Raw genomic sequence first — 17,639 nt, 5'->3', positions numbered from 1 at the left:
GTTGAGTCGGTGACGTTAGGCTCTGGCGCGCGGGCGCCTCAGGCGAACTGGCGCAGGAAACGCGCGTCGCCTTCGAAGAACAGGCGCAGGTCGTTGATGCCGTAGCGGAGCATGGTCAGGCGTTCGAGGCCGGAGCCGAAGGCGAAGCCGATGTAGCGCTCGGGGTCCAGCCCCATGTTGCGCAGCACGTTCGGGTGCACCTGGCCCGAGCCGGAGATCTCCAGCCATCTGCCGTTGCCGAAAGCCATGTCGATTTCCGCCGACGGCTCGGTAAACGGGAAGTACGACGGGCGGAAGCGCACCTGGATGTCGTCGCGCTCGAAGAACTTGCGCAGAAAGTCGGTGTACACGCCCTTCAGGTCGGCGAAACTCACGTCCTCGCCGATCCACAGGCCCTCGACCTGGTTGAACATCGGCGAGTGCGTGGCGTCGCTGTCGACGCGGTACGTGCGGCCCGGGCAGATCACCTTGATCGGCGGCATCGCGCGGCCCTTGTACTTCTCCACGTGCATGCGCGCGTAGCGGACCTGCATCGGGCTGGTGTGGGTGCGCAGCAGCAGGAGCTTGCCCTCGCTGTCGCGGCCGTCCACGTAGAAGGTGTCCTGCATCGAGCGCGCCGGATGGTTGTCCGGGTTGTTCAGCGCGGTGAAGTTCATCCAGTCGGTCTCGATCTCGGGGCCGTCGGCCACGTCGAAGCCGACCGAGCCGAAGATCTGCTCGACGCGCTCCCAGGTGCGCATCACCGGGTGCAGGCTGCCGCGCGCCACGGCGCGCCCGGGCAGCGTGACGTCGATGGCCTCGGCGGCCAGCCGCGCGTTCATCAGCGCGTCGGCCAGCGCCTGGCGGCGCGCGTTGAGCGCGGCCTCGACCTGCTGCTTGGCCTGGTTGATGCGCGCGCCTTCGCTCTTGCGCGCCTCCGGGTCGAGCTTGCCGAGGCTCTTGAGCAGCTCGGTGAGCGCGCCGGTCTTGCCGAGAAAGCGGGCTTTTTCGTTTTCCAGCGAGGCGTTGTCGTTGGCGGCGGCGAAGGCGGCCTGGGCGTCGGCGACGATTTGATCCGGATCCAGAGACATGGCGGCGGTCGGCGATAAATTTGGCGTCCGGGTCACGGGAAGGGCCCGGGCGTGGGTTGGCACTAGGTGCGATGTGGGTGCCGGGCCCCGCGCGGCACCGGGAGCGGCGCGGGGCTCGTTTCGGATGCCGTCTCGCCCGCCGCGCCCGCCTGGCCGGCGGGCACGCAAGAAGACACAAACGGCATTCGAAATGAAAACGGGGCTCGGTGAGGAGCCCCGTTCTTGCAGGTCCGCCGGACGCGAATCCGGTGGAGATGCTGTCGACCTTGCGGTCGGTGCTTGCCCCCGGCCCGCCGCGCAGCTAGCGCGCCGGGCCGGAGCCGGCATCAGGCAACGGAGGCTTTCACCTGGTTGACGATGGCGGCAAAGGCAGGCTTGTCATGGATGGCCATGTCCGACAGCACCTTGCGGTCCAGTTCAATCGAGGCCTTCTTCAGACCGTTCATGAACACGCTGTAGGTCAGGCCATGCTCGCGCGTCGCGGCATTGATACGCGCAATCCAGAGCGCGCGGAACACGCGCTTCTTGTTGCGGCGATCGCGGTACGCGTACTGGCCGGCACGCATGACCGCCTGCTTGGCGATGCGGTAGACGTTATTGCGACGGCCGCGGAAACCCTTGGCAGCGTCGATGACTTTCTTGTGGCGGGCCCGTGCAGTGACCCCACGCTTGACTCGAGGCATGAAATGCTCCTTTCGTTTTCGTTAGGGGTTATGCGTAGGGCATCATTGCGCGAACGGACTTCAGGTTCGTCTCATGGACGTCCTGGGTGCCGCGCAGTTGACGCTTGTTCTTGGTGGTCTTCTTGGTCAGGATGTGACGCTTGAAGGCCTGGCCACGCTTGAACGAACCGTTCGGACGCGCAGTAAAGCGCTTGGAAGCGCTTTTCTTGGTCTTCATCTTCGGCATGAAAAACTCCAGCTCTATGACATGCATGCAGGTGGCCGGCTGGCGCCGACGCTTGCATGACCCGCATCCACTTGTTGTTGCGCGGCGCCACGAGGGGCTGTCCGCGCCGTATTCGCGCACCGCCGCGCCCGGCGGAATTCTCCACCTGGCCGCGGCGACGCGCAGAATCTTACTTCTTCTTCTTGGGAGCCAGCACCATCACCATCTGGCGCCCTTCCATCTTCGGCATCTGCTCGACCTGGCCGACTTCTTCCAGGTCCGCCTTCAGGCGTTCGAGCACACGCGCGCCGATTTCCTGGTGCGCCATCTCACGGCCGCGGAAGCGCAGCGTGATCTTGGTCTTGTCGCCGTCTTCCAGGAACCGCTTCAGGTTGCGCAGCTTGACGTTGTAGTCGCCGTCATCCGTACCCGGCCGGAACTTGACTTCCTTGACCTGGATGATCTTCTGCTTCAGCTTGGCGTCGTGCGCGCGCTTGGCTTCCTCGTACTTGAACTTGCCGTAGTCCATGATACGGGCAACCGGCGGCACCGCGGTCGGCGCGATCTCCACCAAGTCCAAGTCCTTATCCTCAGCCAGGCGAAGCGCGTCCATGAACTTGACGATGCCGAGCTGCTCATTATCAACCCCGACCAGGCGCAATTCGGGTGCGCTGATTTCGCGGTTGATGCGATGACCTTTGTCTGTAGCGATGTTGCGTTACCTCAAGAAGACAAAAAACAAGCCGTGCTCATCCCATCAGGCTTTGCTGGCAACGTCCTGTTGCAGACGCTCCACAAACGCGGAAACGGGCATCACACCCAGATCCGCATTGCCACGGGCACGCACGGCCACTTGATTGGCATCCCGCTCCTTGTCGCCCACTACCAGCAGGTAGGGAATCTTCTGAAGGGAATGCTCGCGGATTTTATACGTAATTTTCTCGTTACGCAAATCCGCCTTGGCCCTAAATCCTTGTTTTAGCAGTGATTGCACGACGTTTTCGGCATATTCCGCCTGCGAGTCGGCAATATTCATCACGATGACCTGTTCCGGCGCCAGCCACGCGGGCAGCGCGCCGGCGTGATTCTCCAGCAGGATGCCCAGGAAACGCTCGAACGAGCCCAGGATGGCCCGGTGCAGCATCACCGGGCGCTTGCGCGCGTTGTCCTCGGAGACGTATTCGGCGCCCAGGCGCTCCGGCAGCACCAGGTCGAGCTGCAGCGTGCCGCACTGCCACGAGCGGCCGATCGCGTCCTTGATGTGGTACTCCACCTTCGGGCCGTAGAAAGCGCCCTCGCCCGGCAGTTCCTCCCACTCCACGCCGCAGGCGCGCAGCGCCAGGCGCAGGCCTTCCTCGGCGTGGTCCCAGACCTCGTCGGAGCCGGCGCGCTGGTCGGGGCGCAGCGACAGCTTGACCGCCACGTCCTTGAAGCCGAAATCGTCATAGACCGAGAAGGCCAGTTCGTTGAAGGCCTTGGCCTCGGCCACGATCTGCTCTTCCGTGCAGAAGATGTGCGCATCGTCCTGCACAAAGCCGCGCACGCGCATCAGGCCGTGCAGCGCGCCCGAGGGCTCGTTGCGGTGGCAGGCGCCGAACTCGGCCAGGCGCAGCGGCAGGTCGCGGTAGGAACGCAGACCGTGGTTGAAGATCTGCACGTGGCCCGGGCAGTTCATCGGCTTGATCGCGTAGTCGCGCTTTTCCGACTCCGTGACGAACATGTTCTCCTTGTAGTTCTGCCAGTGGCCCGACTTCTCCCACAGCGAACGGTCCATCACCTGCGGCGTGCGCACTTCCTCGTAGCCGGCCTGCGTCAGGCGGCCGCGCATGTACTGCTCCACGGCCTGCCACACCTGCCAGCCCTTCGGATGCCAGAACACCATGCCGGGCGCCTCTTCCTGCAGGTGGAACAGGTCGAGCAGCTTGCCCAGCTTGCGGTGGTCGCGCTTCTCGGCTTCCTCGAGCATGTGCAGGTAGGCTTCCTGGTCTTCCTTCCTGGCCCAGGCCGTGCCGTAGATGCGCTGGAGCATCTCGTTCTTGGCGTCGCCGCGCCAGTAGGCGCCGGCCACCTTCATCAGCTTGAAGACCTTGAGCTTGCCCGTGGACGGCACGTGCGGGCCGCGGCACAGGTCGACGAACTTGCCTTCGCGGTACAGGCCGATCTCCTGGTCCTGCGGAATCGACGCGATGATCTCGGCCTTGTACTTCTCGCCCATCGACTCGAACAGCTTCACGGCCTCGTCGCGGCTCCAGACTTCGCGCGTCACCTGCTCGTCCTTCTTCGCGAGCTCGGCCATCTTCTTCTCGATGGCGGCGAGGTCCTCGGGCGTGAAGGGGCGCTTGTACGAGAAGTCGTAGTAGAAGCCGTTCTCGATCACCGGGCCGATCGTCACCTGCGCGTCCGGGTACAGCTCCTTGACGGCATAGGCCAGCAAGTGCGCCGTCGAGTGGCGGATCACGTCGACGCCGTCGGCGTCCTTGTCCGTCACGATGGCCAGGCTCGCGTCCTGCTCGATCCGGTAGCTGGTGTCGACCATGCGGCCGTCCACCTTGCCGGCCAGGGCCGCCTTGGCCAGCCCGGCGCCAATGCTCTGCGCCACTTCTGCGACCGTCACCGGGCCGGGAAACTCGCGGCGGGAACCATCCGGCAGCGTGATTGCGATCATCTTGCACCTCATCAGGAATCCACCCGCCGGCGTCTGCGCGGCGGCAAGCGGATGAAAAGCATCTTGTAGCACCGGGCAGCCATGCGGGGCATGGGCCAGGCAGCGGGGATTTCGCGCGGTCGCATCGGCCGGCGACCGGCAGCATAGCAGGCGGCTAACGAGCGACAGACGAAAAAAAACGCAGCCAAGGCTGCGTTTTTCTCGATTTCAACTCCGGCCGGACCGGGATCAAGGCGCACCTCGACTACTGTCGCTAATTAGCGGTAGTAGTTCGCGATGTCTTCATCATGGCGCCTTCCGTTCCTGTGAGCGGGTTGAACCGGTACTGCGAAACTGGATACTGCGAATTGGTACTGCGCTACTGCGGGGTTACTGCCTGCTGCAATGCTTTTGGTAGGCTCGATTGGACTCGAACCAACGACCCCCACCATGTCAAGGTGGTGCTCTAACCAGCTGAGCTACGAGCCTACTGCCACACTACTGCCCTACTTCTTTTTCTGCTGCACCGTCGTGCCGCACCATGTCGTGCTTCACGCCAGCGCACTACCAGAATTGCTTACCACTGCGAATTCGTTGGTAGGCTCGATTGGACTCGAACCAACGACCCCCACCATGTCAAGGTGGTGCTCTAACCAGCTGAGCTACGAGCCTAGCGAAAGCGCGAGTATAGCATCACTTTCGTTTCGCCTGCAAGACCCCTGCCACGTCCTCGATCAGCCCGAGCGCGCGCTGCAATTGCGTCGCCTCGGACACCTCGGCGGTGAACTGCATGCGCGCCACGCCCTTGCTCGACAGCGTCTTCACGCCGGTGACGTTGATCTTCTCGCGCGACAGCACTTCGGAGATGTCGCGCAGCAGGCCCTGCCGGTCGACCGCCTCGACGTGGATGTCCACCGGGTAGACCGCGTCGCTCTTCTTGCCCCACTCGGTCTGGATCACGCGCTCCGGCGCGCGCGCCGACAACTGGCCGAAGGTCGGGCAGCTGCGCCGGTGGATCGACACGCCGCGCCCGCGCGTGACGAAGCCGACGATGTCGTCCGGCGGCGCCGGCTTGCAGCACCGGGACATCTGCGTCATCAGCGAGTCCACGCCCACCACCAGCACGCCGCTCTTGGCGCCGCGCGCCACGCTGGTGGCGCGGCTCTTCTTGGTGACGGCCTCTTCCTCGCTGACCGGCGCGACGGCCTCGCCCTCCGGGTGGCGCAGCGCCTGCTCCACGTGGCGCAGGCTGAACTCTTCCTTGCCCACCGCCGAGAACAGCTCGTCCGGCGTCTTGAAGCCGAGCCGCGCGGCGAGGTCGTCCAGGCTGACCGCGGTCTTGCCCTCGCGCTGCAGCGTCTTGTCGATCAGCGCGCGGCCCTGCGCGATGGTTTCCTGCGAGTCGAGCGCGTTGAACCAGGCCCGCACCTTGGCGCGCGCGCGCGGCGCGGCGAGGTAGCCCAGTTCGGTGTTGAGCCAGTCGCGCGACGGGCCGCCCTGCTTGACGGCGATGATCTCCACCGTCTGCCCGTTCTTGAGCGGCGTGTTCAGCGGCACCATCGTGCCGTCCACGCGCGCGCCGCGGCAGCGGTGGCCCAGGTCGGTATGCAGGTAGTAGGCGAAGTCGACCGGCGTGGCGCCCTGCGGCAGCGCCACCACGCGCGCCTGCGGCGTGAGCACGTAGATGTGGTCGTCGATGGCGGCGTGCTTGAGCTGCTCCCACGACTCGTCGTGCGCCACCGAATGGTCGGCGTCGTCCTTCCACGCCAGCAGCTGGCGCAGCCACGCGATCTTCTCGTCGTAGCGCTCGCTGGCCGAGAACTGGCCGCTGTAGCCCTTGCTGCCGGCTTCCTTGTAGCGCCAGTGCGCGGCCACGCCGTACTCGGCGAAGTGATGCATTTCCTGGGTGCGGATCTGCACCTCGAAGGCGCGCCCGTCGTCGCCGATCACCACCGTGTGCAGCGACTTGTAGCCGTTGGCCTTGGGCCGCGAGATGTAGTCGTCGAACTCGCGCGGGATCGGCTGCCAGATATGGTGCACGATGCCCAGCACCGTGTAGCAGTCCTTGATGTCGTCCACGATCACGCGGAACGCGCGCACGTCGTAGAGGTCGGCAAAGTCCAGCTCCTTGCCGCGCATCTTCTTCCAGATGCTGTAGATATGCTTGGGCCGGCCCGTCACCTCGGCGCGGATGCCGGCGGTCTCGAGCTCGGACTGCAGCCGCGCGATGGCGCTGGCGATGTAGCCTTCGCGCTCGATGCGCTTCTCGTCGAGCAGCCTGGCGATGCGCTTGTAGGTATCGGGCTGCTCGAAGCGGAACGCCAGGTCCTCCAGCTCCCACTTCATCTGCCAGATGCCGAGCCGGTTGGCCAGCGGCGCGTAGATGTCCAGCGTCTCGCGCGCCACGCCGGGCAGCGGCTGCGCCTTGACCTGTGCCAGCCAGCGCAGCGTCTGCAGGCGCGAGGCCAGCCGCACCAGCACCACGCGGATGTCCTGCGCGAACGCCAGCAGCATCTTGCGCAGCGCCTCCACCTGCTCCTGGCGCGCGGCGATCTCGTCCTTGGTGGTTTCCGGCGCGCCGCTGTGGCCGACCGCGATCGCGCCGATGCGCAGCAGCTGCCGCACGCCCCTGACCAGCCGGGCGACCTCCTCGCCGAAGCGCGGCTCGATGTCTTCCTCGCAGCCCGGCACGAACGCCGCCACCGCGAACAGGCAGGCCGCCGCGCGCGCGGCATCGTCGACGCGCAGGCCGTCGAGAATGCGCAGCATGCCCTCGGCATGCGTGAGCACCGGCTCGCCGGTAGGCAGCTGCGCGGCGCCGCCGCGCTCGCGCACGTAGGCCAGCGCGCGCTCCACCAGCCCGGCGTCGGGCGTGCCGGCAACCTGCCCGGCCAGGTCAGTCGACGTCACCATCTCGCTGCACCCGCCTCACTTGAGCGCGGCGGTCACCACCACTTCGATGCGGTACCCGGGATTGGCCAGGCGCGCCTCCACGGTGGCGCGCGGCGGCGTGGCGCCGGGCACCACCCAGGCGTCCCACACCTCGTTCATGATGCCGATCTCGTCCACGTTGGTGAGGAAGATCTGGCACGACAGGATGCGGCTCTTGTCGCTGCCGGCTTCCGCCAGCAGGCGCTCGACGTGGCCCAGCACCTCGCCGGTCTGGCCGCGCAGGTCGGCGGCGGGATCGGTTTCCGCCACCTGGCCGGCGAGGTAGACCACGCCGTTGTAGATCGCGTATTCGGACAGGCGCTTGCCCACGTGGGCGCGCTTCAGTTCACTGGTGCTCATGGCAAAAAACTCTGTTGCTCCGGTTCGCCCGGTTGGTCTGTTGGAAAAACTGCCGCCGCGCGTCAGGCCGCGCCCAGGAAAAACTGGCGGGCGATGGCGATCTGCGCCGGGTCGATGAAGGTCGGCGCATGCCCCACGTCCTGCACTTCCACCGCGCTGACATTGCGCCCGCGCGACACCATCTCGGCCACGGTCTCGCGCGTGAGCAGGTCGGACTGGGCGCCGCGCACCACCAGCGTGGGCGCCTGGATGGCCTCGAACATGTGCCACAGCGCGGCCTCGCCGGCGCTTATCTGCTCGGGCGTGGTCTCGCGGAACGGCAGCGCCATCGCCGGATCGTAATGCAAGCCCCATTCCAGGCCCTCGGCGCCCTGCATCGGCTTGAGGATGGCGCCGTTGAGCTCGCGCCACTGCTCGGGCGTGTGGCGGCCGAACGAGGCGCTGATGGTCTGCAGGTAGGCCAGGCCTTCCTCGAAGGTCTTGAAGCGCACCGGCAGGCCCAGGTAGGCGCCGATGCGCTCCACCGCCGAGGCGGCCAGGCGCGGGCCCACGTCGTTGAGCAGCAGCTTGCGCACCGGCGCCTTGGGCAGGCCGGCCAGGCCCATGCCGATCAGGCCGCCCATCGAGGTGCCGAACCAGTCGACCTGCTCGACGTTGAGCCGCGCGATCAGCGTGACCATGTCGGACACGTACTGCGGCACGACGTAGCGGCGCGGGTCGGCCAGCCAGTCCGAGCGGCCGCGCCCGACCACGTCGGGGCAGACCACGCGGTACTCGCCGCACAGCGCGGCCGCCACGGTATCGAAATCGCGGCCGGTGCGCGTCAGGCCATGCACGCACATCAGGACACGGGGATTGGCGGGGTCGCCCCACTCGTGATACGCCATGCGGTGGAGCCCCGCCGGGCTGATGCACTGGACGAAGCCGAGGCGCGGACTGACTGACATCTGAACTCCCTGGCAAAGCGTTATCGAAGCGGCGCCGCCGGCTGGGCGGCACGCGGCTGGGCAAAGCTGGATTGTACGCCGCAGCAGTTACAATGCCACAGCATCCGGCCGCCACCGCCACACGCGCGCCATATGCGCGCCATACGCGCGCCGCGCACCCGCCGCCAGGCGCGCGATCGCACAAGCCCGCGCGGGCACAGGCGGCCGCGCCACGAAGACCCGAACGCAAGGAACCGGTCATGCAAAGACGCATCTTCATCCAGACCCTGGCGGCCGGCGCCGCCGCCGCGCTCGCGCTCGGGCGCGCGCAGGCCGCGCCGGCGCCGGCCATCGAAGTCTTCAAGACGCCGACCTGCGGCTGCTGCGAAGGCTGGGTCGAGCACCTGCGCGCCAACGGCTTCGCCGTGACGGTGCGCAATGTGGACGATACGGGGCCGTACCGGGCGCGTGCCGGCATTCCGGAGCGCTTCGGCTCCTGCCACACCGGCATGATCGCGGGCTACGGCATCGAGGGCCACGTGCCGGCCGCCGACATCAGGCGGCTGCTGGCCGCCAGGCCCGCCGCCGCGGGGCTGGCGGTGCCGGGCATGACGGTCGGCTCGCCGGGCATGGAGCAGGGTTCGCGCAAGGACCCGTTCGACGTCTTCCTGATCCGCCGGGACGGCGCGGCCTCGGTCTTCGCCAGCTACAACAAGCGCGGCGCATGAAGCGGAAATGGCCGCGATGCGGCCATTTCGGGTAGCGGGCGATCCTGGAACGGCGACGGCTGCCGATCTCCCCCGGCCCTCTCCCGCGTGGAAGAGGAGAGGCGACCGGCGGCATTGCCGCCGCCCGCAGTCCGGGCGTTCAGGCGGTCAGGCGGTCACAACAGCGGCGCGCCGGTCTTGCTCTGGACCTCTTCGCGGCTCACGCCGGGCGCGGTCTCGACCAGCTTGAGGCCGGCCTCGGTCACGTCGAGCACGCCGAGGTCGGTGATGATGCGGTTGACCACGCCCACGCCGGTCAGCGGCAGGTTGCAGGCCTTGAGGATCTTGATGTCCTCGCTGCCGTCCTTCTTCTTGGCGGTGTGTTCCATCAGCACCACCACGCGGCCGACGCCGGCGACGAGGTCCATCGCGCCGCCCATGCCCTTGACCATCTTGCCCGGGATCATCCAGTTGGCCAGGTCGCCGCGCTCGCTGACCTGCATCGCGCCCAGGATGGCCAGGTTGATGTGGCCGCCGCGGATCATCGCGAACGAGTCCGCCGACGAGAAGATCGACGAGCCCGGCAGCGTGGTCACGGTCTGCTTGCCGGCGTTGATCATGTCGGGGTCGATTTCGTCCTCGGTCGGGAACGGGCCGATGCCGAGCAGGCCGTTCTCGGATTGCAGCCACACTTCCATGCCCGCCGGGACGTGGTTGGCCACCAGGGTCGGCAGGCCGATGCCCAGGTTGACGTAGAAGCCGTCCTGCAGCTCGGTCGCGGCGCGCGCCGCCATTTCCTCACGTGTCCATGCCATGATGTCGCTCCTTAGCTGGCCTGATTTTCTGAAACCCGCACGGTGCGCTGCTCGATGCGTTTCTCGGGGGTGGCGTTCACCACGATGCGCTGCACGAAGATGCCCGGCGTATGGATCTCGTCCGGGTCCAGCGTGCCGGTATCGACCAGGTGCTCGACCTCCACCACCGTGACCTTGCCCGCCATCGCGCACACCGGGTTGAAGTTGCGCGCGGTGCGGCGGAACACCAGGTTGCCCGCGCGGTCGGCCTTGTAGGCCTTGACCAGCGCCACGTCGGCGGTCAGCGCGCGTTCCATCACGTACTGGTGGCCGTCGAACTCGCGGATTTCCTTGCCCTCGGCGACGATGGTGCCCACGCCGGTCTTGGTGAAGAAAGCCGGGATGCCCGAGCCGCCGGCGCGCAGCTTCTCGGCCAGCGTGCCCTGCGGCGTGAATTCCAGCTCCAGCTCGCCGGCCAGGTACTGGCGCTCGAACTCCTTGTTCTCGCCCACGTAGGACGAGATCATCTTGCTGATCTGGCGCGTGGCCAGCAGCAGGCCGAGGCCGAAGCCGTCGACGCCGGCATTGTTGGAGATGCAGGTAAGCTGCTTGGCGCCGCTGTCGCGCAGCGCCGCGATCAGTGCCTCGGGAATGCCGCACAGACCGAATCCGCCGACCGCGATCGTCTGGCCGTCGCGGACGACGCCCGCGAGCGCCTCCGCGGCGCTGGCGTAGACCTTGTTCATCTTTATCTCCTTGCCTCGGTGATTTTCCTGTCGCTGTACGCGCCGTGCGGTGTGCCGCCGGCGAGCCACGCAGTGAAATTGTAACGGTACAATCGGGCGGACATCGCCCCGCTGCCGAACGTCCGACAGCATACGCATGTGCGGTATGCCGCGCCAATACGTAAAACTACATAAGCCAATGCCCGCCATCGACTACCAGACCGCCTTCCAGCTTGCTCCGGTCGGCCTCGTGCTGTCGCGCGAGCGCATGATCGAGGACTGCAACGACGAGGTGTGCCGCATCTTCGGCACCACGCGGCAGGCGCTGCTCGGCGAATCGTTCCAGGTACTCTACCCCACCGCCGACGAGTTCGAGCGCACCGGCGCGCGCATCGTGCCGATCATGAATGCCAGGGGGACCTATTCGGACGAGCGCATCATGAAGCGCGCCGGCGGCGAACTGTTCTGGTGCCACGTCACGGGACGCTCGCTGGACCGCTCGCAGCCGCTCGGCGCGGGCATCTGGACCTTCGAGGATCTGTCGCAGAAGCGCCCGGTCACGGCCGAGCTGACCGCGCGCGAGCGCGACATCGCCGCGCAGCTCGTGGAAGGCAGGACCAGCAAGCAGATCGGCAAGCTGCTGTCGATCAGCCCGCGCACGGTGGACATCTACCGCGCGCGGCTGATGAAGAAATACGGCGCCCACACCGCGGTGGACCTGGTGCAGCGCCTGGTCAATCACTGAGCGGCGCGGCCGCCGCCGGCGTCTACCCGATCAGCGCGCGGATCGCGTCCGGCACCGGCACCGATTTCTCCGCCTCGTAGTCGCACCACACCACCTTGGCGCCACCCTCGGCGTAGACCACCTCGGGCTGGTCGGTGCGGCGGATCTCCAGGCGGGTCTCGAAGCTGGTGCGGCCCAGCCCGCCGGCGGACATGCGGCATTCGATGTCGCCGGGATAGCGCAGCTGCCGGATGAAGGTCATGTGCGCGTTGATGATGACCGGGCCGTGGCCGGCGGCGTCCTTGCCGCCGTGCCCGAGCGACTCGAACCAGGCGATGCGCGCCTGCTCCAGGTAGCGGAAATAGACCGTGTTGTTGACATGGCCCATCGCGTCCATGTCGCCCCACCGGATGGGCATGCGCAGCGTGAATACGGGTTTCATGGGCGCTAGCCTATCATTCGCCGCGCGCTCGTTCCATCCACCCGCCCTCCGCCTTCCCGCCCCTCCCCGGCCTCAGCCGTCGCTCAGGCGCGTATGCGTGGGCAGTTCGAACGGCGTGTCGGGCGGCAGGTAGGCCGCCGCGCTGGGACGCGGCCAGCCGTCGAAGGCGCCGTCCCCGGGCGCTTCGTCGCCGGTGTCCTCGGCCACATCCCCGGCCGGCCGGAAGTCGCCGCGGCTGGCGATCAGCCGCGGCGGCGCCGGCCGCGCCGGGCGGGCAGCGGCCACGGCAGGTTTTTCGACGCCAGCCGCCGCGGGCCGCGGCGAGGCGTCGGCAAACGCGGGAACCGCCGGAGACGCCGCCGCGACCGCGGCGGGCATGCTCTGCGGCACCGCGACCGGCTCGCTCCGGGTCGCCTCGGCAAGATGGACCGCCGGGGCGGCCGGCGGCGCGGCTTGCTCCACCACGGCCGTCGCCGTCACGGCCGGCGCGTGCGCCACGGTGGCCGCCGGCGGCCCGTTGCCGCGCAGGGCGATGCTGGCGAGCCAGAGCGCCAGCATCGCCACACCGCCGCCCAGCAGCCCGGTCACGAGGCTGCGCTGCCGCGCCCGGCGCAGCGAGCGCGCCTGGCCGGGGCCGATGGTGGCGAGATGGCGCTTGACCGCGGCGGCGCGCATCGCGTCGAGCGATTCGCGCACGTCGAAGCTCGTGCCCCACGGCGGCGGCACGGCCGCGTCGGCCGGCAGCGGCGGCAGGCCGGTGGCGACATCGACCGGACCGGCACCGCCGCCGGCACGGCGGCGGGAACCGGAATTGGGATTGGGACTGGAAACGGATCTGGACACGGCTCACCCCCGAGGCGCAATGGACGCGGCGGCGCCGGCCCGTCCGGGCGCCATCGGTCAGCGCAGGATCATAGGCGCGCGGCGGCGGCCTGCGACTCGGACGGAACGGATTCTGGCGTGGGAAAAATCGGCAAATGCCGCCGGCACGCGCGGCCGGGGCAAGCGCAACGCGGTGCCGGGCAGGATCGGGCGGGAAAGGCACTCGCGGCACTCGCGGCGCCAGCGGCGCCGGTGCATGCGGGGACGGCCCGGATCATGCCGGAGCCGCCGATGGCCAGCCGCTCAGCGGCGCGGACGGCTGCCCTGCGCGGGCGTGGCGAGGCCGGAATCGGCCAGCGAGGACTCCATGCGGCGGATCTGCTGCTGCAGCTGGTCCAGGCGGATGCGCGAGGCGCGGCTTTCGACCTCGGCGCTCTGCACCTCGGCATGCGCGGACTGCTGTTCCTCGGCGATGCGCTGGCGCTGAGCCTGCATCACGCGCAGGTCTTCGTTGAGCGCGTTGGCGCGCGCCTCGGTGTCCTGCAGCGCCTTGTCATACGCGCGTTTCTGCGACGCCAGCACCTGGCGCCGGATGTCGTCGCCGGCCCAGACGGCGCTCTGCCGCGTGACCTGGCGGTAGGCCTGCTCGGCCGGGACGATCGACTCGAAGCGGAACACGCGCCACAGGTTCTTCTGGTAGAACAGCGCCACGTAGCAGACCACCTGGTCGTCGGCCAGCATCAGCGTGGTGCCGTAGTCGCCGTTGTAGCTCGTGCGCAGCTCGCGCACGGTCCGGTCGCGCAGGCGCTGCTGCAGTTCGGCCACCAGCCCCAGCGAGGCGGGCGACGCCTGCGGGCTGCCGGCCGGGGCCGCGCTCAGCGGCGCCGGCGCTGCCGCCACCGGCACCGGATCGGCGGCAGCCAGCGCGCCAGCGGCGCACAGCGACGACGTCAGGCCGATCAGGCAGGCAAGCAAAGGGGCGCGGCGGGAATTGTTCAGCATAGCGTTCCGGCAGGGACAGAGCGAGGATTCGGGTTATCGGCAAGCCACGGCGGCATGGCCACGGCGGCGTCTCAAGTCTGCGGGGCGCCGCCGCGGCCGCAATGATGCGCCACGCGCACACGGCCAACGGCGGATTGTAACAAGCATGCCCTGGCATGCCTATTAACGGTCGCGTTTTGTCACCCTTGATAGCAGTTGCGGTATCAATCATGCAACAAAAGGAGAGTAAACCGCGCCGCCGCGGCGGCGCGTCCCCCTCCGGCGCCCGTCGATTCAGCGCTTGGCGATCGACGCCTCGGCCTTGGTCACGAGATCGGCGCCGATCTGCTTCTTCCACTTGTCGTAGACCTTGGCGGTGGCCTTGCGGAAGGCGTCGTGCTCGGCCGGCGTCAGTTGCGTCACCTTCACGCCGTGGGCCTCCATCTCCTTCCAGGCCGGCGCGCCGGCCTCGACCAGCCCCTTGCGGGCCAGCGCGGTTTCCTGCTTGCCGGCGTCGATGGCGGCCTGGCGCACGATCTCGCGGTCGGCCGGGGTCCAGCTTTCCCAGATCTGCTTGTTGACCACGAAGATCAGCGGATCGGCGACGTAGCCCCAGGCGGTGACGAACTTCTGGCCCACGGTGTACAGCTTGGCGGCGGCGAACACCGACTGCGGGTTCTCCTGGCCGTCCACCGCGCCCGAGGCCATCGCCGGCTGCGCGTCGGCCCAGCTCATCTGCGTGGGGTTGGCGCCCAGCGCGTTGAAGGTCTCGATGTACAGCGGCGAGCCCACCACGCGCAACTTCAGGCCCTTGAGGTCTTCCGGCTTGCGGATCTCGTGCTTGGAATTGGAGACCTCGCGGAAACCGTTCTCGCCCCACGCCAGCGGCACCACGCCGGACTTGTCCAGCGTGGCGAAGATCGACTTGCCGACCTCGCCCTGGGTGAGCGCGTCCAGCGCCTTGTAGTCGGGCATCAGGAACGGCAGCGAGAACAGGTTCAGCTCCTTGACCTGCGGCGACCAGTTGATGGTCGAGCCCACCGCCATGTCGATCACGCCCTGGCGGATCGCCGAGAACTCGCGGGTCTGGTCGCCGGCCACCAGCGAGGTGCCCGGATACAGCTTGATGTTGATGCGGCCACTGGTGCGCTGCTTCACCAGATCGGCCCAGATCTCGCCGCCCTTGCCCCACGGGAACGCGGGGCCGAGCACCAGCGACATCTTGTATTCGGACTTGTAGCTCTGCGCCTGGGCGCCGGCCGGCGCGAGGGCGGCGGCGGCGATGGTGGCAGCCAGCGACAGCATCAGGGCACGACGTTTCATCGGTTCTCTCCTCTCGGGATGTGTTGTGTGTTGTTCTGTTGCCGGCGGCACAGGGACAGCATCGCCCTCTCCCGCCGGCTTGCGGCCCGGGCCGGTTCAGCCCGGTTCAGCCTGGTTCGGGTCAGTAGCCGAGCCGGTCCGGCAGCCACGTCGCCAGCGGCGGGTAGGCCAGCACCATCAGCATGGCGACGAACATCGCCAGCAGCATCCAGACCACCCACGGCACGGTCTCTTCCATGCGCACGCGCGCGATCCGGCACGACACCATCAGGTTCACCGCCAGCGGCGGCGTGAACTGCCCCAGCGCCACCTTGAGCGTGAGCACCACGCCGAACCACACCGGGTTCCAGTGGAACGCGTTGGCGATCGGCAGCAGCAGCGGCACGAAGATCAGGAAGATCGAGATGCCGTCGAGGAACATGCCCACCGTCATCAGCAGCGCCACGATCAACGCCAGCACGCCGTACTCGCCCAGGCCCGAATGCGCGATCGCGTTGGCCAGAGGGTCGATCACGCCGAGCGTGGACAGCGCGTAGGCGAAGATGCCGGCCAGCGCCACCACCAGCAGGATCACCGCGGAAGTCTCCGCCGCTTCCTGGAAGATCACGAACAGGTCGCGCATGCCGATGCTGCGGTAGATCACCATGCCGACGAACAGGCCGTACACCACCGCCACCACGGCGGCCTCGGTCGGCGTGAACCAGCCCGCGCGCATGCCGCCCAGGATCAGGAACGGCGCCACCAGCCCCCAGGCCGCCTCGCGCAGGCTCTTCCAGAACGGCGGGCGCGGCAGCGCGGCCTCGATGGCGCCCATGTTGTGCTTGCGCGCCAGCCACACCGCCGGCACGATCAGCGCCACGCCGGCCAGGATGCCGGGAATCATGCCGGCGGCGAACAGCGCCGGCACCGACGCGCCGGGCACCAGCACGCTGTAGATGATGAACGCCACCGAAGGCGGGATCAGAATGTCCGTGGCCGCCGCCGCGCCGACCACCGCGGCGCTGTACGCGCCCGGATAGCCCGCGCGCGACATCGCCGCGATCATCACGCCGCCCACCGCGGCCGCGTTGGCCGGGCCGGAGCCGGAGATGCCGCCGAGGAACATCGCCACCAGGATGGCCACCAGCGGCAGCATGCCGGGCCCGCGCCCGACGATGGCGATGGCGAACGTGACCAGCCGCTGCGCCACGCCGGAGCGGTCGAAGATCGAGCCGACCAGCACGAACATCGGGATCGCCAGCAGCGGGTACTTGGCCAGGCCGGCGTAGAAGTTCTGCGGCACGGCCAGCAGGCCGAACATCTGCGTGTCGAGGTTGGACAGGCCGATCGCCACCAGGCCGCCCAGGCCCAGCGACACGCCGATCGGCACGCCGAGCATCATCAGCCCGAGGAACACCACGAACAGGGTAATGGCGACCAGCGTCATGGCGCGGCCCCCGTCTTCGCCGCGCCCGTGCGCCCGGCATGCAGCGCCTTGAGCGCGCGCAGGTTGCGCGCCACCAGCCCGAAGGCGCGCAGCGCGATGCCCGCCGACAGCACCGGCAGCCACACCGAATACCACCAGCTCGGGATGCCGATGCCGGGCGAGGTCTCGCCGAACGTGTATTCGTCCCACGCCACGCGCGCGCCCAGCACCGCCAGCGCGATAAACATCGCCGCCACCATCAGCGCCGAGAACACCGCCAGGCGCCGCTGCCGGGCCTCGCTGCCGCGCTCGAAGAAGAACTCGATGCGGATGTTGCGGTCGCGCGCCACCGCCGCGCTGCCGGCCACCAGCGCCAGCACGATCATCAGGAAGACCGAGAATTCCTCGGTCCAGGCGAACGATTCGTCGGTGAAATAGCGGACCACGACGTTGGCGAAGGTGATGCACACCAGCAGCACCATCACGATCACGCCAATCCAGTCCTCGATGCGCGGCGACACCCTGAAACCGCCGTCCGCGCTGTCCACGTTCTCCACAAGCTGGCTGGCGCCAGCCTCGCCGGGCACGGCCGCGGCGTGTTGCGGGCCGGCATCGCGCCGCCCCTCCTGGTCTGCTTGCATCTCCCCGGCCTCCGGTCCGGTCCGCCCGGCACGCCGGCCGCTCGCGGATTTTCTTTGAATTATGTAAAGACTTAATCTCAAGACATGGCGGATTATGCCAAGTCTGCGCACGGCGGGGGAATTTTTACGCCTGCCCTACGCCTGCCTGCGGTGCCGGGCGGCCAGCCAGACCCCGCGCGCTTCACGCCCAAGGGGACCGGATCAGCCCTGGGCCGGGGGAAACGCGCGCCCCGCCCGCGCTTGTGGCGCGGCGCGG

18 protein-coding genes and 2 tRNA genes are annotated in these 17,639 nt (G+C 68.1%); 2 read left to right on the top strand and 18 right to left on the bottom strand.

Annotation, left to right across the window (positions count from 1 at the left end; genetic code table 11):
* Positions 1–38 precede the first annotated feature (38 nt).
* From pheS to ACWTPI_RS08120, 10 genes are all read right to left on the bottom strand, one after another.
* Complete coding sequence (pheS, locus tag ACWTPI_RS08165; RefSeq protein ID WP_196812941.1) at positions 39–1,064, bottom strand: phenylalanine--tRNA ligase subunit alpha; 1,026 nt, start codon at positions 1,062–1,064, stop codon at positions 39–41.
* A 332-nt stretch (positions 1,065–1,396) separates the two neighbouring features.
* Positions 1,397–1,753 carry a 50S ribosomal protein L20 gene (gene rplT / locus ACWTPI_RS08160; protein ID WP_029044285.1) on the bottom strand — a complete coding sequence of 119 codons (357 nt, stop codon included), beginning with the start codon at positions 1,751–1,753 and terminating at the stop codon, positions 1,397–1,399.
* Positions 1,754–1,781: 28 nt separating this feature from the next.
* Complete coding sequence (gene rpmI, locus ACWTPI_RS08155; RefSeq protein ID WP_006575466.1) at positions 1,782–1,979, bottom strand: 50S ribosomal protein L35; 198 nt, start codon at positions 1,977–1,979, stop codon at positions 1,782–1,784.
* A 169-nt stretch (positions 1,980–2,148) separates the two neighbouring features.
* Complete coding sequence (gene infC, locus ACWTPI_RS08150; protein WP_081651578.1) at positions 2,149–2,670, bottom strand: translation initiation factor IF-3; 522 nt, start codon at positions 2,668–2,670, stop codon at positions 2,149–2,151.
* 45 nt (positions 2,671–2,715) lie between these two features.
* A complete protein-coding gene (gene thrS, locus ACWTPI_RS08145; protein ID WP_020206216.1) occupies positions 2,716–4,623 on the bottom strand; it encodes a threonine--tRNA ligase in 1,908 nt (635 codons plus the stop codon).
* Positions 4,624–5,014: 391 nt separating this feature from the next.
* A tRNA-Val gene (locus ACWTPI_RS08140) sits at positions 5,015–5,091 on the bottom strand.
* 106 nt (positions 5,092–5,197) lie between these two features.
* Positions 5,198–5,274 (bottom strand) — tRNA-Val (locus ACWTPI_RS08135).
* 21 nt (positions 5,275–5,295) lie between these two features.
* Positions 5,296–7,515: a RelA/SpoT family protein gene (locus tag ACWTPI_RS08130; RefSeq protein WP_454731389.1), complete on the bottom strand. Its 2,220-nt coding sequence runs from the start codon at positions 7,513–7,515 to the stop codon at positions 5,296–5,298.
* A 15-nt stretch (positions 7,516–7,530) separates the two neighbouring features.
* Positions 7,531–7,893 (bottom strand): RidA family protein, encoded by a 363-nt coding sequence (locus ACWTPI_RS08125; protein ID WP_020202607.1) that lies wholly within the window; start codon positions 7,891–7,893, stop codon positions 7,531–7,533.
* 62 nt (positions 7,894–7,955) lie between these two features.
* Positions 7,956–8,840, bottom strand: coding sequence for an alpha/beta fold hydrolase (locus tag ACWTPI_RS08120; RefSeq protein ID WP_059413124.1), 885 nt, complete (start codon positions 8,838–8,840; stop codon positions 7,956–7,958).
* 239 nt (positions 8,841–9,079) lie between these two features.
* Between ACWTPI_RS08120 and ACWTPI_RS08115 the strand changes: the two genes are divergently transcribed.
* Positions 9,080–9,547 carry a DUF411 domain-containing protein gene (locus ACWTPI_RS08115; RefSeq protein WP_454731388.1) on the top strand — a complete coding sequence of 156 codons (468 nt, stop codon included), beginning with the start codon at positions 9,080–9,082 and terminating at the stop codon, positions 9,545–9,547.
* Positions 9,548–9,702: 155 nt separating this feature from the next.
* Here the strand turns inward: ACWTPI_RS08115 and ACWTPI_RS08110 are convergent, their stop codons facing one another.
* Together ACWTPI_RS08110 and ACWTPI_RS08105 are read right to left on the bottom strand one after the other, a co-directional pair.
* Positions 9,703–10,341 carry a CoA transferase subunit B gene (locus ACWTPI_RS08110; RefSeq protein ID WP_043366320.1) on the bottom strand — a complete coding sequence of 213 codons (639 nt, stop codon included), beginning with the start codon at positions 10,339–10,341 and terminating at the stop codon, positions 9,703–9,705.
* Positions 10,342–10,352: 11 nt separating this feature from the next.
* Complete coding sequence (locus tag ACWTPI_RS08105) at positions 10,353–11,066, bottom strand: CoA transferase subunit A (protein ID WP_454731387.1); 714 nt, start codon at positions 11,064–11,066, stop codon at positions 10,353–10,355.
* 178 nt (positions 11,067–11,244) lie between these two features.
* Between ACWTPI_RS08105 and ACWTPI_RS08100 the strand changes: the two genes are divergently transcribed.
* Positions 11,245–11,790 carry a PAS and helix-turn-helix domain-containing protein gene (locus tag ACWTPI_RS08100; protein ID WP_020202601.1) on the top strand — a complete coding sequence of 182 codons (546 nt, stop codon included), beginning with the start codon at positions 11,245–11,247 and terminating at the stop codon, positions 11,788–11,790.
* 22 nt (positions 11,791–11,812) lie between these two features.
* On the opposite strand, the gene ACWTPI_RS08095 is transcribed toward ACWTPI_RS08100, so the two are convergent.
* The 6 genes from ACWTPI_RS08095 to ACWTPI_RS08070 all read right to left on the bottom strand — a co-directional run bounded on the left by ACWTPI_RS08095 (position 11,813) and on the right by ACWTPI_RS08070 (position 17,383).
* A complete protein-coding gene (locus tag ACWTPI_RS08095; RefSeq protein ID WP_029043515.1) occupies positions 11,813–12,211 on the bottom strand; it encodes an acyl-CoA thioesterase in 399 nt (132 codons plus the stop codon).
* Positions 12,212–12,283: 72 nt separating this feature from the next.
* Positions 12,284–13,054: a hypothetical protein gene (locus ACWTPI_RS08090; protein ID WP_454731386.1), complete on the bottom strand. Its 771-nt coding sequence runs from the start codon at positions 13,052–13,054 to the stop codon at positions 12,284–12,286.
* A 282-nt stretch (positions 13,055–13,336) separates the two neighbouring features.
* Positions 13,337–14,035, bottom strand: coding sequence for a DUF2968 domain-containing protein (locus ACWTPI_RS08085; protein WP_059413129.1), 699 nt, complete (start codon positions 14,033–14,035; stop codon positions 13,337–13,339).
* 273 nt (positions 14,036–14,308) lie between these two features.
* Positions 14,309–15,337 (bottom strand): DctP family TRAP transporter solute-binding subunit, encoded by a 1,029-nt coding sequence (locus ACWTPI_RS08080; RefSeq protein ID WP_029043513.1) that lies wholly within the window; start codon positions 15,335–15,337, stop codon positions 14,309–14,311.
* A gap of 121 nt (positions 15,338–15,458) precedes the next feature.
* Positions 15,459–16,763 carry a TRAP transporter large permease gene (locus ACWTPI_RS08075; RefSeq protein WP_020202597.1) on the bottom strand — a complete coding sequence of 435 codons (1,305 nt, stop codon included), beginning with the start codon at positions 16,761–16,763 and terminating at the stop codon, positions 15,459–15,461.
* Positions 16,760–17,383: a TRAP transporter small permease gene (locus ACWTPI_RS08070; protein WP_454731385.1), complete on the bottom strand. Its 624-nt coding sequence runs from the start codon at positions 17,381–17,383 to the stop codon at positions 16,760–16,762. The genes ACWTPI_RS08075 and ACWTPI_RS08070 overlap by 4 nt, the downstream gene beginning before the upstream one ends.
* Between the last annotated feature and the right edge of the window lie 256 nt (positions 17,384–17,639).

It is taken from the genome of Cupriavidus ulmosensis, from assembly GCF_977008105.1.
This window is presented reverse-complemented; position numbering and strand designations above follow the sequence as displayed.